Annotated in this window: 21 protein-coding genes and 1 tRNA gene; 13 read left to right on the top strand and 9 right to left on the bottom strand. The window is 62.7% G+C overall.

The window, feature by feature from the left end:
• Window positions 1-128: 128 nt before the first annotated feature.
• On the bottom strand, window positions 129-362 hold the full coding sequence (locus ABIA90_RS40540) for a DUF3551 domain-containing protein (RefSeq protein ID WP_028151247.1): 234 nt from the start codon (window positions 360-362) through the stop codon (window positions 129-131).
• A 254-nt stretch (window positions 363-616) separates the two neighbouring features.
• Here ABIA90_RS40540 and ABIA90_RS40545 point away from each other — a divergent pair, with 254 nt between their 5' ends.
• The 6 genes from ABIA90_RS40545 to ABIA90_RS40570 all read left to right on the top strand — a co-directional run bounded on the left by ABIA90_RS40545 (window position 617) and on the right by ABIA90_RS40570 (window position 5,418).
• Window positions 617-955 (top strand): hypothetical protein, encoded by a 339-nt coding sequence (locus tag ABIA90_RS40545; protein WP_354121234.1) that lies wholly within the window; start codon window positions 617-619, stop codon window positions 953-955.
• A 170-nt stretch (window positions 956-1,125) separates the two neighbouring features.
• Window positions 1,126-1,611 carry a hypothetical protein gene (locus ABIA90_RS40550; protein ID WP_166081847.1) on the top strand — a complete coding sequence of 162 codons (486 nt, stop codon included), beginning with the start codon at window positions 1,126-1,128 and terminating at the stop codon, window positions 1,609-1,611.
• 92 nt (window positions 1,612-1,703) lie between these two features.
• A complete protein-coding gene (gene greA, locus ABIA90_RS40555; RefSeq protein ID WP_063985411.1) occupies window positions 1,704-2,186 on the top strand; it encodes a transcription elongation factor GreA in 483 nt (160 codons plus the stop codon).
• A gap of 202 nt (window positions 2,187-2,388) precedes the next feature.
• Window positions 2,389-3,975, top strand: a complete 1,587-nt coding sequence (locus tag ABIA90_RS40560; protein WP_354121235.1) for a tetratricopeptide repeat protein — start codon at window positions 2,389-2,391, stop codon at window positions 3,973-3,975.
• Window positions 3,976-3,995: 20 nt separating this feature from the next.
• Window positions 3,996-4,559, top strand: coding sequence for a hypothetical protein (locus ABIA90_RS40565; RefSeq protein WP_354121236.1), 564 nt, complete (start codon window positions 3,996-3,998; stop codon window positions 4,557-4,559).
• 181 nt (window positions 4,560-4,740) lie between these two features.
• A complete protein-coding gene (locus tag ABIA90_RS40570) occupies window positions 4,741-5,418 on the top strand; it encodes a hypothetical protein (RefSeq protein WP_354121237.1) in 678 nt (225 codons plus the stop codon).
• A gap of 91 nt (window positions 5,419-5,509) precedes the next feature.
• On the opposite strand, the gene ABIA90_RS40575 is transcribed toward ABIA90_RS40570, so the two are convergent.
• The 3 genes from ABIA90_RS40575 to ABIA90_RS40585 all read right to left on the bottom strand — a co-directional run bounded on the left by ABIA90_RS40575 (window position 5,510) and on the right by ABIA90_RS40585 (window position 7,634).
• Entirely contained in the window at window positions 5,510-5,875 is a 366-nt protein-coding gene (locus tag ABIA90_RS40575; RefSeq protein ID WP_028151240.1) for a hypothetical protein, read from the bottom strand.
• Window positions 5,872-6,306: a hypothetical protein gene (locus ABIA90_RS40580; protein WP_354121238.1), complete on the bottom strand. Its 435-nt coding sequence runs from the start codon at window positions 6,304-6,306 to the stop codon at window positions 5,872-5,874. The genes ABIA90_RS40575 and ABIA90_RS40580 overlap by 4 nt, the downstream gene beginning before the upstream one ends.
• A 62-nt stretch (window positions 6,307-6,368) precedes the next feature.
• Entirely contained in the window at window positions 6,369-7,634 is a 1,266-nt protein-coding gene (locus ABIA90_RS40585; protein WP_354122498.1) for a metallophosphoesterase family protein, read from the bottom strand.
• Window positions 7,635-7,959: 325 nt separating this feature from the next.
• On the opposite strand from ABIA90_RS40585, the gene ABIA90_RS40590 reads away from it, so the two are divergent.
• Both ABIA90_RS40590 and ABIA90_RS40595 read left to right on the top strand, forming a co-directional pair.
• Window positions 7,960-9,297 carry a TAXI family TRAP transporter solute-binding subunit gene (locus ABIA90_RS40590; protein ID WP_354121240.1) on the top strand — a complete coding sequence of 446 codons (1,338 nt, stop codon included), beginning with the start codon at window positions 7,960-7,962 and terminating at the stop codon, window positions 9,295-9,297.
• 33 nt (window positions 9,298-9,330) lie between these two features.
• Window positions 9,331-10,080, top strand: coding sequence for a bestrophin-like domain (locus ABIA90_RS40595; protein WP_354121241.1), 750 nt, complete (start codon window positions 9,331-9,333; stop codon window positions 10,078-10,080).
• A gap of 92 nt (window positions 10,081-10,172) precedes the next feature.
• On the opposite strand, the gene ABIA90_RS40600 is transcribed toward ABIA90_RS40595, so the two are convergent.
• Window positions 10,173-11,078: a LysR family transcriptional regulator gene (locus tag ABIA90_RS40600; RefSeq protein WP_071917142.1), complete on the bottom strand. Its 906-nt coding sequence runs from the start codon at window positions 11,076-11,078 to the stop codon at window positions 10,173-10,175.
• A gap of 113 nt (window positions 11,079-11,191) precedes the next feature.
• On the opposite strand from ABIA90_RS40600, the gene ABIA90_RS40605 reads away from it, so the two are divergent.
• The 3 genes from ABIA90_RS40605 (at window position 11,192) to fabG (ending at window position 14,860) form a co-directional block, all read left to right on the top strand.
• Window positions 11,192-12,088, top strand: coding sequence for a sterol desaturase family protein (locus ABIA90_RS40605; protein ID WP_038388984.1), 897 nt, complete (start codon window positions 11,192-11,194; stop codon window positions 12,086-12,088).
• A gap of 475 nt (window positions 12,089-12,563) precedes the next feature.
• Window positions 12,564-14,009, top strand: coding sequence for a coniferyl aldehyde dehydrogenase (locus ABIA90_RS40610; protein WP_354121243.1), 1,446 nt, complete (start codon window positions 12,564-12,566; stop codon window positions 14,007-14,009).
• A gap of 170 nt (window positions 14,010-14,179) precedes the next feature.
• A complete protein-coding gene (gene fabG, locus ABIA90_RS40615) occupies window positions 14,180-14,860 on the top strand; it encodes a 3-oxoacyl-ACP reductase FabG (protein WP_354121244.1) in 681 nt (226 codons plus the stop codon).
• Window positions 14,861-15,416: 556 nt separating this feature from the next.
• Here the strand turns inward: fabG and ABIA90_RS40620 are convergent.
• From ABIA90_RS40620 to ABIA90_RS40630, 3 genes are all read right to left on the bottom strand, one after another.
• Window positions 15,417-15,491, bottom strand: a tRNA-Val gene (locus ABIA90_RS40620).
• Between the two features lie 158 nt (window positions 15,492-15,649).
• Window positions 15,650-16,948 (bottom strand): coiled-coil domain-containing protein, encoded by a 1,299-nt coding sequence (locus tag ABIA90_RS40625; protein WP_354121245.1) that lies wholly within the window; start codon window positions 16,946-16,948, stop codon window positions 15,650-15,652.
• Window positions 16,949-17,168: 220 nt separating this feature from the next.
• Window positions 17,169-17,774: a DUF1134 domain-containing protein gene (locus ABIA90_RS40630; protein WP_028151234.1), complete on the bottom strand. Its 606-nt coding sequence runs from the start codon at window positions 17,772-17,774 to the stop codon at window positions 17,169-17,171.
• 139 nt (window positions 17,775-17,913) lie between these two features.
• Here ABIA90_RS40630 and ABIA90_RS40635 point away from each other — a divergent pair, with 139 nt between their 5' ends.
• Window positions 17,914-18,399, top strand: a complete 486-nt coding sequence (locus ABIA90_RS40635; RefSeq protein WP_354121246.1) for a YHS domain-containing (seleno)protein — start codon at window positions 17,914-17,916, stop codon at window positions 18,397-18,399.
• An 8-nt stretch (window positions 18,400-18,407) separates the two neighbouring features.
• On the opposite strand, the gene ABIA90_RS40640 is transcribed toward ABIA90_RS40635, so the two are convergent.
• Window positions 18,408-19,238: a 3'(2'),5'-bisphosphate nucleotidase CysQ family protein gene (locus ABIA90_RS40640; RefSeq protein ID WP_354121247.1), complete on the bottom strand. Its 831-nt coding sequence runs from the start codon at window positions 19,236-19,238 to the stop codon at window positions 18,408-18,410.
• A gap of 170 nt (window positions 19,239-19,408) precedes the next feature.
• Between ABIA90_RS40640 and chpT the strand changes: the two genes are divergently transcribed.
• Window positions 19,409-20,062: a histidine phosphotransferase ChpT gene (gene chpT, locus ABIA90_RS40645; RefSeq protein WP_354121248.1), complete on the top strand. Its 654-nt coding sequence runs from the start codon at window positions 19,409-19,411 to the stop codon at window positions 20,060-20,062.
• Window positions 20,063-20,097 lie beyond the last annotated feature (35 nt).

A 20,097-nucleotide genomic window follows, 5' to 3' on the forward strand; every position in this document is an offset into this window, starting at 1 on the left:
ACAGTGCCCTCGGGGGCGCCCCCGGGGCGGCGCGCCGTTGGTGGGGCGGGGGGTGGGGGTTTTTTTGTTTTCTCCAACACCCTGGGGGGGGGGGGGGGGCCCCCCCCCCCCCCCCCCCCGCGACGTCGTCAGTAGGCGTACTGCTGCGAGAACGCGTAGCGCGGATTGATGCCGCAAGAGGCCGACGTGCCGGAGGCGGTGGCGAGGCACTGCTGATAGCTCGCGAACTGGCAGTTGCCGGGATAGCCCCACATGCGTCCCTGCAGGCAATATCGATCGTTTGCAGGATGTGCCTGGGCGGCCGGGGATGCTACGGCGACCAGGGCGGCGAACGATGCGAGAGTGAGGATGATGCGACGCATTTCAATCTCCTTCGAGAGCGGGTGGACGGGAACGTCAGCGAGCTGGGCTCGTCTGAGGCATGTCATGCCTATCTTGGTGTCGGCGGAATGCCGTGCGTTCGCGACATGGCACATCATGACGCAGCCGGCGGCCAGGAATGTGATCTACGCCACAGTTCGCGGTGGGGGTCCGGGCCTATCGTGAGCAGACTTGCGCGCGTCGATCCCGGAGAACCAGGCTTGTCTCATTCGGATCAGGTATTTTGGAGGTTCTAATGCAAAGGTCATATTTGCTGGCTGCGACAGCAGCGCTGGCGCTTTTCATGCAAATACCGCTCGCGCTGGCCCAGAATGCGCCGGCCGCCGGTGGAACCGCAGCGCCTGCGGCGACGACCACTGCGCCGGCAGCGACGACGACAACGCCGGCCGCGACCAGCGACACCTCCAGCCAGCCGGCGGACTCCAAGAAGAGCGCATCGAAGAAGCCGGCGAAGAAGAAGATGACGCGGCAGCAGGAAATCGATCATTCGGTCGACACCGGCACCGTGCCCGCGCGCTACCGCAGCTCTGTGCCCAAGCAGTACCAGCAGTACATTCCGTTCGATAAGCGGTGATGGGTCTCACGGCGGGCGACGTGATCGGACGTCGGGCCGCCGGTGCCATCGTGTGACGGCCTTGGTGTGACGCCTTGTCGTAGCGCCTTAACCAAGCGGAATCCGGCCATACATCCCCAGTGGCGGTCCGCGAGAGCGGTGCTAGAGTAGGCCGAACCCCGGGGGGAGAAATGAGCGACGACGTGAAGGATGCTGGCCTTGTGGCCATGATCAGCAGCATCCTGGGAGGCAACAAGCGCGCAGACAGCAGTGCTCCGCCGCCGCTCAACGAGGTTCCGCCGACAGCGCCGACGAACGGGTTCGACCTGGTCGAGCCGTCCACCCCCGATCCTGCACCGGCCGAATCCGACGCTGCGCCCGATGCCGTGCCGGCTGCCGCGAAGCCGGTCGAGCGGCCAGCGAAAATTACGACGACGCCTGATGGCAAGAAGCTGCTTCCCGCCGAGGCGATTGCCGATCTCGTGCTTGGCGAGCTGCGCAAGCTGGAGAATTTTCCGGCGACCGGCGCCTCCGTCACGGTCTACGGTTACAAGCACTGGAATGCGATGATCACCTTCGCGCCGTTCTCGACCACGTTCCAGAACGCGACGCGGTTCCGCCAGGCCGTACCGGACCTGGTCTTCAAGCTGCGCCGTTTCGTCGAACTTGAGATATAGTCCGGGACAATCACCGGCTGCTGTTCGGCGCGATTCCCCGTTGTGGGGCGAGGCGCGAGCGGGTGTCCGAAACAGTTCGACAGGATCTTGAATTGAGCGTCGCCTTTACCAAAGAAGAAAGCGCCGAAACCGCGTCCGAGACGCTGCTGCCGGATCGCCCGATTTCGCCGCATCCAAATCTCGTGACGGAAGCCGGCTTGCAGGCGCTGCAGGCGCAGCTTCGCGAGGCGCGCGAGGCCTATGAAGCCGCGCAAGCCATCGAGGACGTCAACGAAAAGCGCCGGCAGTCGGCGGTGCCCTTGCGCGACGCTCGCTATCTGACCGAACGGCTGCGCACGGCGCAGGTCATCCCCGATCCGGCGTCGACCGATGTCGTCGCCTTCGGCAGCACCGTGACCTTCAGCCGCACCGACGGCCGCGTGCAGACCTATCGCATCGTCGGCGAGGACGAGGCGGATCCAAAGGCCGGATCGATCTCGTTCGTGGCGCCGGTTGCGAAGTCGCTGATCGGGAAGGCGGTCGGCGATGTCGTGGGTTCAGGCGCGCAAGAGATCGAGATTCTGTCGATCGCGTAGCGATGCGATCCGAGGCCCGCATGGTGGTCGCGTAAGGATCGAACTCCGACGGCTCTGGCTTCGGATTGGTTTCGCCAACTTCGAGGCGCCGCTGGGTCAGTTGCGCTGCCGCGATTCACTTCGCTGTTCAAAAGCCGCGAACGTCATATAGTGAGGGGGTATCAAGACCAATTCATTGCGTGTCAGGCAAAGGGAGGGATCCATGCGGAAGTCCCTGTTCCTCGTCATCGTAGCCGGTTTCGGCCTATCAGGACCACAGGCTCTGGTCGCGCAAGACGATGTAGATCAGCAGCTCGGCAGCGTTCATTTCCAGACCTCTTGCAACGATGTGGCCCAGCGTCGTTTCGATCGCGGGATGCGCTACCAGCATTCCTACTGGTACGCCAACGCCAAGGAGATCTTCGAGGAAGCCATCAAGGCTGACCCGACATGCAGCATGGCCTATTGGGGCATTGCGCTCACCTACATGGACAATCCGCACAATGCGATTCCAAAGCCGAACCTCGCGCCAGGCCTCGCCGCGATCATGAAGGCCAAGGAGATCGGCGCCGCGACCGAGCGCGAACGCGACTACATCGATGCGCTGATGGTGATGTATGCCGACTACGACACGATCCCTCACGTCCAGCGGATGCGCATGCTGCGTGACACGCAGGCGCGCGTCGCGGCAAAATATCCAGACGACGACGAAGCCCAGATCGCCTACGCCATTACGCTCAATACGTCGGCGGATCTGAACGACAAGACCTACGCGCAGCAAATTAAAGGCGCGGCGATCCTCGAGCCGATCTCCAGGCGGCTGCCGATGCATCCGGGCGTGACGCATTATCTGATCCATCTCTACGACTACCCGGCGCTGGCGCAGAAAGGGCTCGATGCCGCCAATCGTTACGCCAAGATCGCGCCGGCCGCGCCGCACGCCCAGCACATGCCCTCCCACATCCACACGCGCGTCGGCTATTGGAAGGAATCGATCGACTCCAACGTCGCTTCCGTGAAAGCCGCGATGGCCGAAAAGTCGGTCGGCAACTACCTGCATGCGCAGGACTACATGGTCTATGCTTACCTGCAGCTCGGCCAGGACAAGCAGGCGCGCGCCGTCATCGACGACATGATCAAGGAGACCGACTTCAAGGCGACAGTCGCGGCGGCAGACTACGCACTGGCGGCTTCGCCGGCGCGTTATGCGATCGACCGTGGCGATTGGGAGGGTGCCTCGCAGCTGCCGGTCAGGCCGAGCAACCTCAACTTTGCGATGGCGGTAACGCATTTCGCCCGGGCGCTCGGCGCGGCGCGCTCCGGCAAACCGGAAGCCGCCAAGGCCGACATCCAGAAGCTGGCGGAATTGCGCGACAAGTTGCAGGACGCCAAGGACAATTATTGGTCCGGAATCGTCGACATCCAGCGTCAGGTCGCCGTCGCCTGGGTGCTTTACGCCGAGGGCAAGTATGACGAGGCGCTCAATGCGATGAGTGCCGCGGCGGATGCAGAGGACAAGACGGAAAAGCACGTGATCACGCCCGGACCGCTGGCGCCGGCGCGCGAGCTTTACGGCTTCATGCTGCTCGATCGCGGCATGGCCAAGGAGGCGCTTGCTGCATTCGAGGCAACCAAGGCGAAAGAGCCGAACCGCCTGCATGCTTTCGCGGGGGCGGCCAAGGCGGCCGAAGCCCTTGGTGACAGGGAAGCGGCACGGCAGAACTGTCAGCAGCTCGTAACGCTGACGGCCAGTGCCGATTCGGAACGCCCCGAGGTCGCGGCGGCGAAGCAATACCTCGCCAGCAACTGACCCGGAACGAGAACGGTGGAATGATGAGAAGGGCAGCCGCCATCGCCGTCGCAGCAATCGTGCTGGGAAGCGCGCTGGCGGCATCGCTCTTGTGGCTCCATATGCCACGGCATGCCGCCGCGAATTCCGCCACGCCGGTGTGGCACGAGGTGACTTGGCCGTTCTCGATCGACCAATGGGGCAAAGGAAAGGCGTTCCGCTGCAAGGCGGCCGACTGCGGCGTCGAGGTGACGCTGTACCTGCGCGCCAAGATAGGCTTTTGCAATTGCACGACGGGCGTCGCCGATGATGATGACCTCGATCGTATGGGCGATACCGTTCTCCTGGGCGAAGTCTCTCCACGCGGTTCCGGCCATCCCGTCAGGATTGCGTCGATGAACGGTCGCAGCCGCGCCTACACGCTCAACTCACGTGGCGCTCCCGGTAAAACGCTGGTGTCGGTCGTCTACAACGAACGTTGCGACATGATCGCAGCGACCGCTGTCACTGGCTCCGATCGGCCGGAGACCATCGAACCCCGCGTGATCGAGTTTCTGGGCGGCAGCACCGCGATGCACTGGGCTGAGGTCACACTGGGTCTGTGATCGACTGCACCTTCCCGATCGGCGAGTATTTTCAATGCGGCGAATGGCCCGCGCAGCTGGGGCGAGGATTGCTATCGACAGGGGCAATCTCATTCGCCTAAACATGAGCCATGCGTTTCCGTTGTCTTGTCCCGATATCGAAGGTCTCCGCCCTGTCCGCGAAACAAAGCGCGGCGGCTGGATGAGACGGTTTCTGTCGGGGGCGTTGCCGTTCTACGCGCTGGCCGGATTGGCCATGTGCATGTACCTCGTCCTGTACAAGACGAACCTGTTCGACTTGAACGCCATCGTCCAGGGTGCGACCGGTTCGGCATGGTTTCCGGTCTTCATGTTCGCTTGCGTGCTCCTGGAGTCGGTCTTCCCGTATTTCGGCTATTTTCCTGGAACCGCCCTCATCCTGATGTCCGTGGCGCTCAATCCGAAGCCTGCGGATGTCTCCGTTTTCATCGTGGCGTGGGCGGCCATCATCGTGGGCGCCGTTCTGAGTTACGGACAGGCTCGCTTTTTCAGACCGATGTTGCAGCGGGTTGCCTCAAAAGCGGCACTGGGCCGATGTGAGTCCCTTCTCGACTCCTATGGTCCGTACGCGCGCGTTGCCTTGTTCGTTCATCCCAACGCTTGCGCGATGTATTTCACGGCCCTCGGACTTCTTGGCCGGAACCTGACGCGAGAGCTCGCTTATCTCAGTGTGGGTGCAGCAGCCTCCGTGGGCATTCTGTTCGTCGTCGTGACCAGGCTGGTGTCGTCCGCAGGCGCCACCGATGATGGGGAATTGCAGGTGCTGCTGGCGGCAGGCCTGGTCGCCATCGGAACCCTCGTCGGTCTCTACGCGGCCTTGCGGCCGGATCGGGCTGCTTGAAGCTTGATCCGGAAGAGCTCGAAGCGGTTTTCCGACCAGAGAGCCCGCTTTGAGCTTGGTCGGTCATGATCCATGTGCGGAAGCACCCAAGTCAGAGCCTAAACCAAGGCAGGGTGAGATAGACGCAAGCGATCATCGAGAGGATGGGAATTACCCACACCCATCCCGACCAGAAGTTTCGCACTGAACGTCCGGGTAACGACGCAGCAACGAGGGCGACGATCAGTGCCCCGAGCGCGGCCGTCGCGGCCCACCCGTACCAGTACATCGCTGGAGCTAGAAATCCCATCGCGGGGTCAGCAACGTCTCGCGAATGATGCGTGCCCGCCAGCACGATGCCGAGCGACGGGAAAACGGTGAAAAGAGCAAGGTCCTTTGCGAGTGCAACCACGTAGAGGAAGCCAAATGTCGTCCCGAACGCGAATGCAAAGCGGCGGAACGCAGCCGATAACGTCATGCGCCGAAACCCCTGATGTTGTTTACGACGTGGCCAGTTAGGAAGCCCCACCAGATGACAAAGGCGAGGATCGAGGTGAGCATCGTGCGCGTCTGAGCAGGCTCGTCGGCACGCGGCCGTCGCCAGCAAACCCAGTAGGCTGGTAGCAACGCAAAACCGATAGCGGCGAAGTGCTCCTTGAGGTCGAAGAAGCCCAGGGCTGGCCAATGACCGGCGCGCTCTAACTCTGGCCTGATGTCGACGCGAAAATAGAGATAGATGATCCCACCGAGCAGGATGGAGATGGCATACAAGACGACGACGGCGTCGGCGAACCGGGCCGATGACACGGAGCGAAAGTGGCCGAAAAACGAACTGGGGCGCGTTCCCACAGTCGCCCACGTCGCCAAGGTCTGGTGCGTAATCGCGCCAAGCAGTGCAACGGCGACCAAGCCGTGAATAATCAGGAGTACTGTCGCCAGAACCTCACTCCCGGCCTATTGCCCGCTTGCTGTCACGTGAAGAGTTCCTCAGTCCCGAATGGCTCCGCCGACCACGGCCGGAAGCGATTGAGGGTGAACTTCGTCTTCTGGCCGGGTTCAACGTCCACCAGCACGTAGTTGTACTCCTCTTGCGGAGGCTGGCCCTTCCAGTAAAGGTCCCGCGGATAGTCGGCGGGCACCTTGATGCTGGTTCGCCCCGGCAGGATTGGGTCTTGTTCTGCGCCCCCACCGCCCAACATCAGATACTTTACCCCATCTACATCGTAGATTTCCGTGGTGTGGACGTGCCCGTTCAACACGACCACCTCCATGTCCTTGGCATACGACGCAATCACCTTGTGCGGGTTATCGGGAGCCGGGATCGGGCCCAAGCCTGACCGCGCAAACACGGGATAGTGGAAGACGATAAACGCCTTCCGAATGCCATTGGCCCTGGCCTCGTCCATCCACTTTTGAAGCTGGGTCATCTGCTCGGCATATTTTGGTCGATCAGCGTCCCACAGCGACGGCGAGCGGTAATCGTACTTGCCACTCCAGAGATAGATGAAACGGGTGCCCTTGAAGTCGAATTTGTAGATGAGGTTTTCCGGCGTGACGCCGAATTTTTTCAGATACGGCACAGCCGAAAGTACGCCCTCAATCTTTGGGTCGGCCCACACCTCATGATTGCCCACACTCATGAAAAAGCGCCCATCCAGACCGGCTGCGCGCATCTCGTCATCCGGCGCGGGTAGCTTCTTCAACATTGTTTCGTTCACGCGCTTCCAGTATGGGCTGTCACTCACGGTCAAGCCCTGATTGCCCCACCACACAGCGTCACCGCTATTGACCACGAATTTGGCGCGACCGGATTGAACGTCCTTGACGATTTCGCGCGTCACCCATTCGCCGCCCTGAAGCCGGAACATGGTTCGATGCACTCCGGGAAGCAGTTTCACGTCTTCAACGGATGCCTCGGTGACCCAACCTTTGTCCACCGTTAAGGTCATCACTTCCGTCTTGGATACGAACGGCATGACGACCTTGATCAGGTCCTTTGTGACCGGATCGAAGATCATCTTCACATCCCTTGCGACGACGGCCTCGGCGACCTTTTCCGGCATGACCAACCCGAACATCTCGACGAAGAACTTGCTGAGGTCCGGTTGTCCCTCTTTCAATGGGAGGTACAGCATCGGTCGGGTATCGCCGACCGTAGCGAATGAAAAACCGGCTGCTGCGGGAAGCGGTGCTTGCGCGGGCGTTGTCTGTGTCTGGGCATCGGCAACGAGTGGCACGGAGACCGCGGGCAGTGCTGCGAGTGCGCCTAGAACCAGGCGACGACTGGGCTCGTTAGGCCAAGAGGATTGCATGATGATCACCCCTGATCGAGGAGAGGGAATGAGCCGCCGCACAGGGCGCGCAAACGGTCCGATTTGGCAACCGTCTCCCGTAGACCTTCAGCGGTGGGTAAGCTTGATATAGATCAACGTCTTCACCTGCCGTAGCAGCGAGCACGTAGAGCGGCGGCTGGCGGCTATTCTGGCCGCGGACGTTTGCGGGCATCGCAGGTGTGCAGAAATACGGCGGCAAGGACGTGGCGAACCCACACAGGTGGCGAGCATGATGTCGATGAAATTGCCGCTGTGGCTTCGCTTTTTCCTGCTCGTCGGCGTCGTCGCCTTTGCAGCAGGCGCAAGTCTCCTTGCCTATCGGTACTACAGCCGCCCGGTAACGCTGACTGTGGCGGTCGGCTCGGTCGACGGCGAGGCAGCCAAGGCAATGTCAGCGATAGCAGGCGAGTTCGTTTCAGCGAACGCGCCGGTCCGGCTCAAGGTCATCGACAGCGGCACCGCGCTTGAGGCCGCTGCTGCTTTCTCCGCGGGTAAGGTCGATCTCGCTGTGGTTCGCGGCGATGTCGGCGACTTGTCGCAGGCGCAAGCCGTCGTCGTCGTCAGCCATATGGTCGTACTGATCATCGCGCCGCCGGGATCGTCCATCGACAGCATTGCCAGCCTGAAGGGACGCACGGTCGGCGTGGTCGGCGGAGCAGTGAACGCCAAAATTGTCGATGTGTTGACCAAGGGATACGATCTGGCGGGCGCGAAAGTTGTCTTCAAGAACCTTGCTTTGACGGATGTCCGGCAAGCCATTCAGTCAAAACAAGTCGGCGCCCTGCTTGTCGTGATCCCGCTCGCCGAAAAATACCTCTCGCTCGTTCGTGGATTTTTTCAGCTTGACCGTAAAAAGACCCCGGTACTGATCCCAATCGACTCCGCGGGGGCAATTGCAGAGAATGAGCGCGCTTTTGAAAGCTTCGACGTCCCGAAGGGCACGCTGCGGGGATCGCCGCCGGTCCCGGAAGATGACCTGACGACCCTGAGGACCTCGCTATACCTGGTTGCGCAAAAGAAGCTTGGCACTGATCTGGTAACCGACCTCACGGAGGCGATCATGAGCGCGCGCAGGAATCTGCTGCGCGAGCAGCCGATTTTCGCGCAGATCACCGCGCCCAGCACCGACCAGGATGCCTACCTTCCGCTGCACCCTGGCGCGGCAGCCGTCTACAACAGCACCACGCAGAGCTTCATGGATGAATACGGCAACTGGATCTATTTGACGCCGATGGTACTGGGTGGCGTCGCCACCATGCTTGCGGCGGCGTGGAAATTCCTGGGCCTCGGCAACCGCGCAGCCGAAGGTCCGCTTGATTCTCTCTACGCCCTGGCGCGCCGGATTCGGAAAGTCGATACAGAGGCTGAACTTTCGGATATCGAAGACGAAATCGACGGCATTCTAAAAGCGGAGCGCGCCAAATCCGCTGCTGGAGACGAGAGCGCAGTGGATGATGCCACATTGAACGTGGCAGCCCACCGGCTGGAGAACTTGATTCACGACCGGCGCACATTGATCGCCAGGGGACCCGCAGTTACCTCCGCGGCGAAGGCGACACAGCGCTAAGTCACGACACGCCTCGCAACACACTGGTGAATCATGAATGCAATCGCGCTATCGTGCATCACGTTTCTATGCATCTCGGGCGGTGCCCTGCTCGGTATGTTCCTTCCTGGGCATCACCTGAGCACGGATGACAAGGATGTGGTCAGGCTGGGCACGGGTCTCATCGGGACGATAGCCGCGCTTGTCCTCGGCCTGCTGATCGCCTCGGCGAAGGGCTCCTATGACACGCAGAGCACTCAAGTCACGCAGATGACGAGCAATGTTGTCCTGCTCGACAATCTGCTGGCGCAGTACGGACCGGAGACGAATGACGAACGCAATCTGTTGCGGCGCGCCATCGTTGTTTTAGCCGATCGAATGTGGCGCGAGAAAAGTTCCGAGGTTGCCAAGGCGAACCCCTTCGAGGCTAGCGCCGTAAGCGAAGCATTCTACGCGAAGCTTCAGCAGCTTTCGCCGCAGAACGATTCCCAGCGCTCCCTGCAAGCCAGGGCCATACAGATCGCCACCGACATTGCGCAAACCCGCCTGTCGCTGTTCGCACAGACGAACAACTCGATCCCTATGCCGTTCCTGGTGGTGCTGATTTTCTGGCTCACCATCATCTTTGGAAGCTTCGGCCTGTTTGCCAAGCCCAGCGCAACCGTTTTCGGCTCGCTGTTCGTTTTTGCACTGTCGGCCGCCGGGGCGATCTACCTGGTCCTGGAGCTGGGGCAGCCATTTGCGGGTTTGATGCAGATTTCCAGCGCGCCACTGCGCAGCGCCCTCACGCCGCTCGGTCCCTGACGTTCGCATGATCGAGGTTGCCGGCCAGAGCGAGCCCCGACTGCTATCGTGGTCGTCGCGGCCTGCTGCAGCGGTTTTTCGAATCAAGGCGCCTAGACGTTGATCTCGGCCGCTGCCCGCACAATCGCTGCTACGGTTGCCTTGGCTGCCGGCGACGAGGTTCTCCCTCGCAAACACACGATGCCCGTGCTTGACGGCGGCGACTGCCAGCCATGTACGACAAGCCGGACAAGCGCGCCGGATTCCAGCTCCCCCCGTACCGCCGCGTTCGTCGCACCCAGAACGGTATCCGTGGTGAGCGCGACCGTCTTGAGCAGGCCGTAGTTGTCGCACTCGAGCGCAATGGCGGCCTCCTGGCCCGCAGGCAGGCCCAGCAGGGCGGCGAGCTCCACCTTTGAGGGGCTCAGCAACTTCGGTGCGGCGAGACCGTACGCCCAGACGTCCTGCAGCATGTGCTCGCGCCCGGCCAGCGGATGTCCTGCCCGCACATACAGGCCGGCCTGCTGCCCCCCGATCAACTGGATGTCCAGCGCGGCATCCCCAGGCATGTCACGGACATCGGCGGCAAAGAACTCGATGCTTTCGGTACGCAAGCTCTCCAGCAACTGCACCCAGTTGCCGACCTCCATGCGCAGCGCCACCTGCGGGTGCTGGCGGCGCAACGCCACAAGCGCGCGTGGCATCAGGGTGGCCGTTAGCAGCGGCCCGACGCCGAAGGCCGTGTCGCCGAGCTGGCTGTCGCGGTAAAGATCCACGTCGCGCTGCAGGCAACGCGCCTCGAACAGCAGCTTGCGCGCCCGCTCAATGACGAATTCCCCGGCACGGGTGGGGCGGACATCACCAACGTCGCGGTCGAACAGGCGGATACCCAGGTCGTTCTCGATGGCCTGGATGCTGCGGCTGAAGGCCGGCTGGCTCAGGTGGGCGGCTGCGGCGGCGCGGGCGAAGTGCAGAGTGTCGGCAAGGGCGACAACGTGATTCAGGCGGCGCAGATTCATGGCATTGCTCTCCATGCATCAAGACGATGAATATTATGCATTGGACGCAATATGGCGACACCCCCTAGACCGTTCCACAATTCAAAACATGAGAGCGGCAGGAGACGTCCCATATGAGCTCGCAATTGCAGTACCTTTTAATTGGCGCCTGCATCCTAGGCTTTGCCGCCATGGAGTTCGTCACCCGGCGGTATCAAGCCACCGTGCGCGGCAACGCGACAGCCAACGACGCCTGGCTTGAAGTGCTGATGTTCGTCAGCCTGATCGCCATCACTCAGCCTATCGCACTGCTGGGCAGCAACGCGTTGTGCAGCTGGCTCATGCCGACGCAGCACGACGCCTGGGCCAACCTGCCATGGTGGGCGATGGCCGGACTGCTGCTCATCGGCGATGACCTCACGCAGTACCTCTGGCACCGCGCCTCGCACACGCCCTTGCTGTGGCCGCTGCACCGCGCGCATCACAGCGCGGCCTACATGAGCGTGCGCATTACCTACCGCAACAACTTCTTTTACTACCTGATGATGCCGGGCCTGTGGATCGGCGGCGTGGCGGTGTACCTGGGTTTCGGCCCAGTCTATGCGGCGTACCTGGTGATCAAGTTGGCGGTCATCCTGGGCGCGCACTGCGCTTGGGCGTGGGATGCGCCGCTGTACCGCATCCGCGCGCTGCATCCGCTGATGTGGGTGCTGGAGCGCACCATCTCCACGCCGGCCACGCACCAGGCGCACCATGCGCTCACCAACGAAGATGGCATTGGCCACTACAAGGGCAACTTCGGCAACCTGCTGTTCTTCTGGGACGTGCTGTTCGGCACGGCGCATATCACACGCAAATATCCCGCCAAGGTCGGCCTGCAGGACGACATCCTGTTTGGCCCGGAGCGCTGGACGACGCAGATGTTCTATCCGCTCGTCCACTCAAAGCGCGAACATTCGGCGCTCCGCCCCGGCGGCCGTGGCTTCACCGAAGCAGACCTGCAGACCGAAGCTAAGCAGAAGGCCACCTGAACGCGGGTAGCGTCGAGGCGCCGCAGCAAGCGTTCGCGATGCCTCGGAAGGAGCTGGAATGGGTAACCATCTGGTCCGCGAGCAGCCTCTTGGCCACACCGAGATGAGCCGAGCGGAAACCATCGTGCTTGCGGCTGGAGCACCGCGCTTGTGGCGATCTTCATCCGACTCATTGGTATTGGTTAGGAGAAGGCGATGATCGTCTGTTCTTGCAATGTGTTCAGCGACCACCAGGTGCGGTCAGTGGTCATAAAAGAAGCGCGACGGCCCCGCATGAGCGAGGTGTATGCCTGCCTCGGATGCTGCGCCCAGTGCGGCTGCTGCGCTCGCGCCATCAAGCGGATCATGGATGAGAGGCCGGGCTCCGTCCATGCGAGCGCAAGCATGCACTGACTTGGAGCTGACACGGTCACGGTCAGCACGTGCCCTGGTTATCCACCTGGAGGACACGCGAAACCCAGAGGAAGCGAACATCATGAACGTGCCTGTCAATTTCCGTTCCGTCGACATTCCCGCCGAACTGCAGTCCTGCTTCGCCGCGCAGCGGGCGGCCTATTTGGCGGCGCCCGAGCCATCCTACGATCAGCGCATTGCTGACCTGAAGGCCCTCGGGCAACTCCTGAAGGACAACAAGGACGAGCTGGTCGCAGCGATCAACGCCGACTACGGCAACCGGTCTGAATTCGAGACCCTGTTCGCCGAATATTTCGTTGTCCTGGAAACAATCGCCGACGCCAGAAAGAACCTGAAAAAGTGGATGAAACCGCAGCGCAGGCACGTCGACTTCATGACCTACCCGCTCGCGCGCAACCGCGTCATCCCACAGCCGCTCGGCGTCGTCGGGGTCATCGTTCCCTGGAATTTCCCGCTTAACCTCAGCTTCTGCCCGCTCGCCGCAATTCTGGCCGCCGGCAATCGTGCGATGGTCAAGATGTCGGAAAATTCAAGAGCGCTCGCCGAGGTCCTGATCCGTGTCTCGCCGAAGTATTTCCCGCTCGAGAAGCTTGCCTTTTTCGAGGATGGCGGCGGACGAGGACCCGCATTCTCGTCATTGCCCTTCGACCATCTGCTGTTCACGGGATCCGGCGCGACCGGTCGCGCAGTCATGGCAAACGCGGCCCGCAACCTCACCCCTGTCACGCTTGAATTGGGCGGCAAGGCACCTGCAATTGTTGGGCCTGACTTCCCGGTCAAGACAGCGGCAGAGCGCATTCTCTGGGTGAAGATGTTCAATGCCGGTCAGATCTGTACGAATGTCGACTACATGTTTCTGCCCAAAGGGAGTGAGGACGAGTTCGTCCATCATTGCCGCAAGCTGTTTGCCGAGCGCTTCCCGGACGTCAACGGTCAAGACTACACGTCGATTATCGATGAACCGTCGTTCACGCGGCTGCAGGCGACCCTGGAGGATGCCCGTACAAAGGGTGCAGTCCTGGTCAATCTTGCGGAACGGCAGATTCCGGACACGAAGCAGCGCAAATTTCCACCGCATCTCGTGCTAAATCCGACGGACGACATGATTGTCATGCAGCGCGAGATCTTTGGCCCGATCCTGCCGATCAAGACCTATACAGATCGGCAGGAGGTCGCCGACTATATCAATAGTCACGACCGACCGTTGGCAATCTATCCATTCACCTCCGATGCCGAGCTGCGCGACTTCTACATCTCGCGGGTGATGTCGGGTGGCGTATCGGTCAATGAAGCTCTCCTGCACGTCGGCCAGCACGACCTACCATTCGGTGGGATCGGTGCGAGCGGTATGGGCCATTACCACGCGCGCGAGGGGTTCAACACCTTTTCAAAATTGCGCCCGGTCTTCTATCAAGGTCCTCTCTCGCCGATCCAAATGCTATTTCAGCCGCCCTACGCCGGCCGCCCAATGAGCATCCTGCGGACGATGATCAAGTGGAAGACGTGATGCGTGACTGTGGCAGATCGGCGCCAATGATATGCGCCGCAAGCCTGGGCGGATGCCGGGCGTCGTCGGCATTTTATCCCGGTATCGTCGCGGTCGATCTCGGCATTTTGAAGCTCTGCTGACTATAGTGACTGCGGCGTCGATTCATTCTCATTCGCACGGAGACCGCCATGAAGGGTAACGTCTTTATCATCACCGGCGCGCTGGGCGCGCTTGGCAAGGTGGTCGCCGAGGAAGCCCTTTCGCGCGGCGCGCGAGTCGCCGGTATCGATCATGCTGAGTCGCAGTTCGCCGCAACAGCCCAGCGGATCGAATTCGGCCGCATCGACCTGACCGATGCGGCACAGGCGAAAGAGGCGATCGATGCCGCCGCCGCGCATTTTGGCGCGATCGACGCGCTAATCAATATTGCTGGCGGATTTGCCTTCGAGACCATTGCCGACGGCGATCCCAAGGTTTGGCAGCGCATGCATGCTCTCAATGTCGAGACCGCGCTGAATGCTTCGCGCGCAGCGATCCCGCATCTTCTCAACTCGCAGGCGGCCCGCATCGTCAATATCGGTGCGACGGGCGCACTGCGGGCCGGCCCCGGCATGGGTCCTTATGCGGCGTCGAAGGCCGGCGTGCATAAGCTGACGGAGTCACTAGCTGCCGAGTTGAAAGGCAAGATCACCGTCAATGCGGTGCTGCCCTCGATCATCGATACCGCGGCAAACCGCGCCAGCATGCCGAAGGCCGATTCTTCCGAATGGGTCGCGCCAAAGGAACTCGCCGATGTCATCCTCTTCCTGGCGAGTGACGCCGCCAGCGCCGTTACCGGCGCGCTGCTGCCGGTCAACGGACGGGTCTGAAGCGCGGTTGCGCCGCTACCAGCTTCCGAAGCACAGCTCAGCTACCGGATGCCCCTGCGCCGATATCGATGTACGTCCCAGTCGCCTGTCCCGCAAAGACCACCGAAAGATGATAGTCCTCGAGGTTCTGTGAATAGGATAGCTCCAACCCTGCTTACTGCGATGACCGAGGTCGGCATGTCCGCTTTGGGTCAAAAGCCGACCTCGGGTGAATGACCGCTTTTGGCAAAGCGGACGTTCGCACGCCTCGCAAGGGAGCTTTCAGCGACTCTTGAAATCTAGGATCAATGGTGGGCGCACGTGGGTCGAACCATGGGCCTCTCGCGTGTCAAGGCGGGCTAGTCGCTCGGTGGTGCGGGCCTCTCCTTGGATGATGCCATCATGCCGGTGTTTTGCCCGACGCGTCAATCGAATTTCGGAAAAGGCGTAACTAATTGATCCGACTGACGCCGGCTACTGTGCATGGGGTTGTTTTCGACATTTTTGATCAGACGGCCCCGACAGCCGTCAGGCCTGGGTGATCGTTCGCAACCGGCAGAGGGTTCAGGAGGATGAATGGTGGGCGCACAAGGGATCGAACCTTGGACCTCTCCCGTGTGAAGGGAACGCTCTCCCGCTGAGCTATGCGCCCGGGACCATCATGCCGACGGCCGGACTTTCGGCCGGCCGGCACATCGGAGCCCGCGATTTAGAAGTGCCGGCCAAAGGTGTCAAGTTTCCAGGCGCCTCGAGGCCGGAAAACCTTGCGCCAATCACGCGATTCGCGCGCGAAACCGTGGTTTGGGCCGCTTATGCGCCCTGCTGGCGGGCGCGGGAGGCGTGGGCCTGGAGCGCGCGGATGCGCTCGGCGAGCGTTCCGCCGCCTTCGGGCAGGGTGATTGCGGCCGCGCCATTGCCGGCGGCATCATTGGCCGGGCGGGGCGCCGGTTTCGGCGGCTGGCCGGCCTCGGCCGCCAGCAGCGCCTCGATCGGCGAGTTCGGGCCCTCGAGCTGCATCGCGAGCTTCGCGACCTCGGCCGCGATGTCGTTGATGCGTTCGCGTAGCAGCGCATTCTCCATGCGCTCGGTCGCCCAGGAACTCTCCGCCTGCTGCTGGATCGCATTGATGTCGCGCTGGAGCTTGGCGCGCTCGTCGCGCGCGGTGCGCAGCTGCTCCTCCAGCGCGGTCTTTTCCGCGCGGAGCGATTCGAACGCCGCCGATGATTTGCCGCCGCTTAAGCCGGCGATCTCGACGCGCAGCTCCTTGATGGTGCGATCATTGCCCTCATTGGCCTGGCGGAGCTGGTTGTTCTCGTATTCGCGCTCGGCAAGCAGCCTGCCCTGCGTGGCGAGGCGGCCTTCGAGATCGGCGACGCGGCCCGACAGCATCTCGGCCTCTTTCACCTGCACGATCAACTGGCGATCGAGCTCGGTGACGCGCTGGCTCAGATTCTCGACGCGGCCGCGCGCATCGCCGAGCTCGCGGGAGGCGGTCTCGGATTCGGTCCGCTCCTGCGTCAGCCGCGCCTGCGTGGCGGCAAATTCCTTCTCGGCGTCGCCGACGTGATTTTTCAAGTTCTCGATCTGCGCGCGCACCGCGACCAGCTCGACCTGACGGCTCTCCGCCATCATCGAGCGGTCGGACAGCTCGGAATTGATTTTTGCGAGCTCGCCCTGCTTGTCGGTCAGCGCATTCTCGGCGGCGCGCAGGGCGTCGGTCTTGGTGTTGAATTCCTCTTCGGTGGCGCGGAGCTGCTCCTTCACCGCCTTCTCGCGTGCCTCCAGCGCGAAGATCGTGGCGTTCTTCTCGCCGAGCTCGATCTTCATGCGGTTGATGGCGTCGCTCTTCTTGCCGAGCTCGGCGAGCTGGCTCGTGGTCTTGTTCTTGAGCTGGTCGACGCTCATCTCGAGCCGCCGCGCCGACATGGCGAATTCGGCCCGGAGCTGGTCCTTGTCGGCCTGGATCTCGGCCATCGAGAGCGGCGTGGCGGCCTCGAGCCGGCGCGTGGTCAGGCGGACCGCGCGGTTATGCACCAGCGGCACGATGGCAAGCCCGCACAGCATCGAGAGCAGGAAGCCGATCGCCAGGTACATGATCGGTTCGACCATGGGGCCAGAACTCCGAAAGCAAGGAAAAATTTACCAAAGACAATGCATGGCGGGCCGGCAAAAAGCCAGCCCCGCCCTGTTGTTAACGTGAATCCGGAATCGGACCGGAGGAGGGAGCCCTAGAACATGATCCGGACCCGAAGGGCCGCGTCAGCGCAAAGTGCGCAGCGGTTCTCCGGAAAGATTATGCTCGAACAACAATCTAAAGCGCGATCGCGCCTTAGAACGGGTTCCAGGTCGCGCGCGGGGTGAATTTCAAATAGCCGATATTGGCGCCCAGCCGCAGCCCAAGGCCCGAGCGGATCGGCACCAGCACGATGTTGTTGGCGGTGAGCGCCGTCATGCCGAAGCCGCCGATGATATAGGCCGAGCCGTCGATGCCGGCGAAGCGCTGGTAGATCGCGTTGGTGGCGGGCAGGTTGTAGACCAGCGTCATGGTGCGCGCGCCGTCGCCGCCCCAGTCGAAGCCGAGCGAGGGGCCCTGCCAATAGACGCGCAGGTCGCCGGCGTTCTTGGTGTAGAGCGTGCCTTCGCCGTAGCGCAGGCCGGCAACGAAGGCGCCGGAGCCTTCCTCACCCAGGATATAGCCGTTGGGCAGGCCCCATTGGCTGACGGCCTTCTCGATGATCGAGGCGAGCCCGCGCGAGACGTTGCCGAAGAAGCGGTGGCCGGCGGTCACGAGTTCGTCCGGCCCATAGGTGCTGGGTGACGGGCTCCGCTGCGGCGGCGGCAAATTGGGCGGCGGCGGCTGCTGGGCGGAGGCCGGGACGATCCAGCCGACCAGCGCGGCAAGCGCGACCGCAGCAAGGCGTGATGCGAAAGTCATAAAAGAACCCCTGGTATCGAATCCCGCCGCTTCCTTAACCTGACGCCAACAGGCACGGCTCTAGGTTGCGCCGGATGTCCCCTCGACTCGGATGTTATCCGCAGCAACTATGACGGCACAACGGCAGGAAGATAGCCCTTTGCGCCCCGGAATCGCCTTGATCCGCTTTCTGGTCTGGCTGCTGGCCGGCATTTGGATCGCCTGCGCAGGTTTGCCGGCCGAGGCCGCCACCACCGAGCGGATCGTCGTCAACCGCTTCAGCGGCGTGGCGATCGAGGGTTTCGACCCCGTCGCCTATTTCGTCGATGGCGCGGCCGTGCAGGGGACGGCCGAGTTCGAGGCGAACCTCTGGGGCGCGGTCTGGCGTTTCCGCAACGAGGGCAACCGGGCGTCCTTCCTGGCCCATCCCGAGATCTATGGACCGCAGTTCGGCGGCTACGATCCGGCCGACATCGCCCGCGGCGTCGCCGTCGCCGCCAATCCCCGCTTCTACGTGATTTCGGCGCAGCGGCTCTATCTGTTCAGCCGGGAGGCCAATCGCGATGCCTTCGCCGCCGACCCGGAGCGCTTCCTCTATGAGGTGCGCAAGCGCTGGCCGGCGCTCCAGGAACAGCTTAGTCAATAACAGCTCAGTCAGTAGCAGCCTGCCGCCCGCGGATCGCCCCAAGCGATGAACTCCGGGATAATGAAGCCGGTGTCGCCGCGCTGGCCGAATCGGAGCTCGCCACCCTTGCCGTCGGTGACCTTGCCGCCGGCCGCCGTCACGACCGCGCAACCCGCCCCGACATCCCATTCGCAAGTGGGTCCGAAGCGGGGATAGATGTCGGCGCTGCCCTCCGCGATCCGGCCGAATTTCACCGCCGAGCCGACCGTCTTCCTGACCGCATTGGGCCGGCCGTCGATGAACGCTTCGCTTCTGAGGTCGCCATGGGAACGGCTCACCGCCGCGATCCAGGGCTCGCCCTGCGTCGGCAGCGTGCGGGTGCGGACCGGTTCGGCAGCACCGATGCTCGTGCCGTCGAACCTGACGCGCTCGGCGCCGCGGCCGACGATGCCGCGCCAGAGCAGGCCGAGCGCGGGCGCGGCTACGATGCCCAGTAACGGCACACCTTCGGTCACGAGGGCGAGGTTGACGGTGAACTCGTCGCGGCCGGCGACGAACTCCTTGGTGCCGTCGAGCGGGTCGATCAGGAAGAAGCTGTCGCGGAATGGGGGCGAGGCGAGCTGGGTCCGCTCTTCCGACAGCGTCGGCACGTCGCCCGCCAGCTGCGCCAGACCGTCGGCGATGATGCGGTCGGCGGCGAGATCGGCCTCGGTGACCGGCGAGCCGTCCTGCTTGCCGTCGACCCGCATCGCTGCGCGGTTGACCGCGAGAATCGCTTCGCCCGCCTTCACCACCAGCGCAGTGAGCGGCTCCATCAGGTGGGAGGCGGCCGGGCCGTCGATGATCCGCTTCACCTGCATGCCTCATTCATCGGCAATTCCATCCTACTCGACTGATTCGCCGCGGCTTTAGGGCCGCTTCGAGCCGATCGCAAGCTAGCTGCCACGGGCTTGCGAATGTTAGAACCTGCGGCATTCGTCAAGCATGCGTGATTCGCCGCGTCCGCGCCGTGCAATTCCAGGAACCCTTTATGTCTGACGCTTCGTCACCCGGTACCGCTACCGCTCCAGATGCGCTCGAACTCGCCGCGCTCCTGTGCTCGCGGGTCTGCCACGATCTCATCAGCCCTGTCGGCGCCATCGTCAATGGGCTCGAAGTGCTCGACGACGATCCCAAGCCCGAGGATCGCGAGTTCGCGCTCGATTTGATCCGCAAGAGCGCGAAAACCGCCTCCGCCCGCCTCCAGTTCTGTCGCCTGGCCTTCGGCGCGGCCGGCTCCTCCGGCGCGCAGATCGATCTTGGCGACGCCCAGACCATGGCGCGCGGCCACATCGAGGACGGCAAGTGCTCGATCACGTGGAATCTGCCGCGGCTCCTGCTGCCGAAGAATCGCGTCAAGCTGCTGCTCAATATGCTGGTTGTTTCCCAGCACACGATCCCGCGCGGCGGCATGCTGACGATCGATCCGATCGGCGAGGGCGAGAGCATGAGCTTTCGCATCACCGCGACCGGTCATAATGCGCGCCTGCCGCAGAACATCTCCGAGCTCCTGAGCGGGGAGCGTGGCCCGGCCGCGGATGCGCACGCGATCCAGCCTTATTATACGCGGCTGTTGGCAGAGGCTTGCGGGCTCACCGTGAGGCTCGCGCACGAAGGCGAAGCCATCACCATTACCGCGTCGTAAGCGCGCCGCCGCCCTCAAACGTTAATCGAATCTTT

It is taken from the genome of Bradyrhizobium sp. LA6.8, from assembly GCF_040547935.1.
GTDB classification, from domain to species: Bacteria; Pseudomonadota; Alphaproteobacteria; order Rhizobiales; family Xanthobacteraceae; genus Bradyrhizobium; species Bradyrhizobium barranii.

What these genes read in the sequence shown, in the direction of transcription:
- ABIA90_RS40545 (WP_354121234.1), top strand. Translation starts at nt 617, where the DNA reads ATGCAAAGGTCATATTTGCTGGCTGCGACAGCAGCGCTGGCGCTTTTC.
- ABIA90_RS40600 (WP_071917142.1), bottom strand. Translation starts at nt 11,078, where the DNA reads ATGAATCTGCGCCGCCTGAATCACGTTGTCGCCCTTGCCGACACTCTG.
- ABIA90_RS40590 (WP_354121240.1), top strand. Translation starts at nt 7,960, where the DNA reads ATGATGTCGATGAAATTGCCGCTGTGGCTTCGCTTTTTCCTGCTCGTC.
- ABIA90_RS40550 (WP_166081847.1), top strand. Translation starts at nt 1,126, where the DNA reads ATGAGCGACGACGTGAAGGATGCTGGCCTTGTGGCCATGATCAGCAGC.
- ABIA90_RS40630 (WP_028151234.1), bottom strand. Translation starts at nt 17,774, where the DNA reads ATGACTTTCGCATCACGCCTTGCTGCGGTCGCGCTTGCCGCGCTGGTC.
- ABIA90_RS40625 (WP_354121245.1), bottom strand. Translation starts at nt 16,948, where the DNA reads ATGGTCGAACCGATCATGTACCTGGCGATCGGCTTCCTGCTCTCGATG.
- fabG (WP_354121244.1), top strand. Translation starts at nt 14,180, where the DNA reads ATGAAGGGTAACGTCTTTATCATCACCGGCGCGCTGGGCGCGCTTGGC.
- ABIA90_RS40595 (WP_354121241.1), top strand. Translation starts at nt 9,331, where the DNA reads ATGAATGCAATCGCGCTATCGTGCATCACGTTTCTATGCATCTCGGGC.
- ABIA90_RS40640 (WP_354121247.1), bottom strand. Translation starts at nt 19,238, where the DNA reads ATGCAGGTGAAGCGGATCATCGACGGCCCGGCCGCCTCCCACCTGATG.
- ABIA90_RS40540 (WP_028151247.1), bottom strand. Translation starts at nt 362, where the DNA reads ATGCGTCGCATCATCCTCACTCTCGCATCGTTCGCCGCCCTGGTCGCC.
- ABIA90_RS40560 (WP_354121235.1), top strand. Translation starts at nt 2,389, where the DNA reads ATGCGGAAGTCCCTGTTCCTCGTCATCGTAGCCGGTTTCGGCCTATCA.
- ABIA90_RS40575 (WP_028151240.1), bottom strand. Translation starts at nt 5,875, where the DNA reads ATGACGTTATCGGCTGCGTTCCGCCGCTTTGCATTCGCGTTCGGGACG.
- ABIA90_RS40565 (WP_354121236.1), top strand. Translation starts at nt 3,996, where the DNA reads ATGATGAGAAGGGCAGCCGCCATCGCCGTCGCAGCAATCGTGCTGGGA.
- ABIA90_RS40570 (WP_354121237.1), top strand. Translation starts at nt 4,741, where the DNA reads ATGAGACGGTTTCTGTCGGGGGCGTTGCCGTTCTACGCGCTGGCCGGA.
- ABIA90_RS40610 (WP_354121243.1), top strand. Translation starts at nt 12,564, where the DNA reads ATGAACGTGCCTGTCAATTTCCGTTCCGTCGACATTCCCGCCGAACTG.
- ABIA90_RS40605 (WP_038388984.1), top strand. Translation starts at nt 11,192, where the DNA reads ATGAGCTCGCAATTGCAGTACCTTTTAATTGGCGCCTGCATCCTAGGC.
- chpT (WP_354121248.1), top strand. Translation starts at nt 19,409, where the DNA reads ATGTCTGACGCTTCGTCACCCGGTACCGCTACCGCTCCAGATGCGCTC.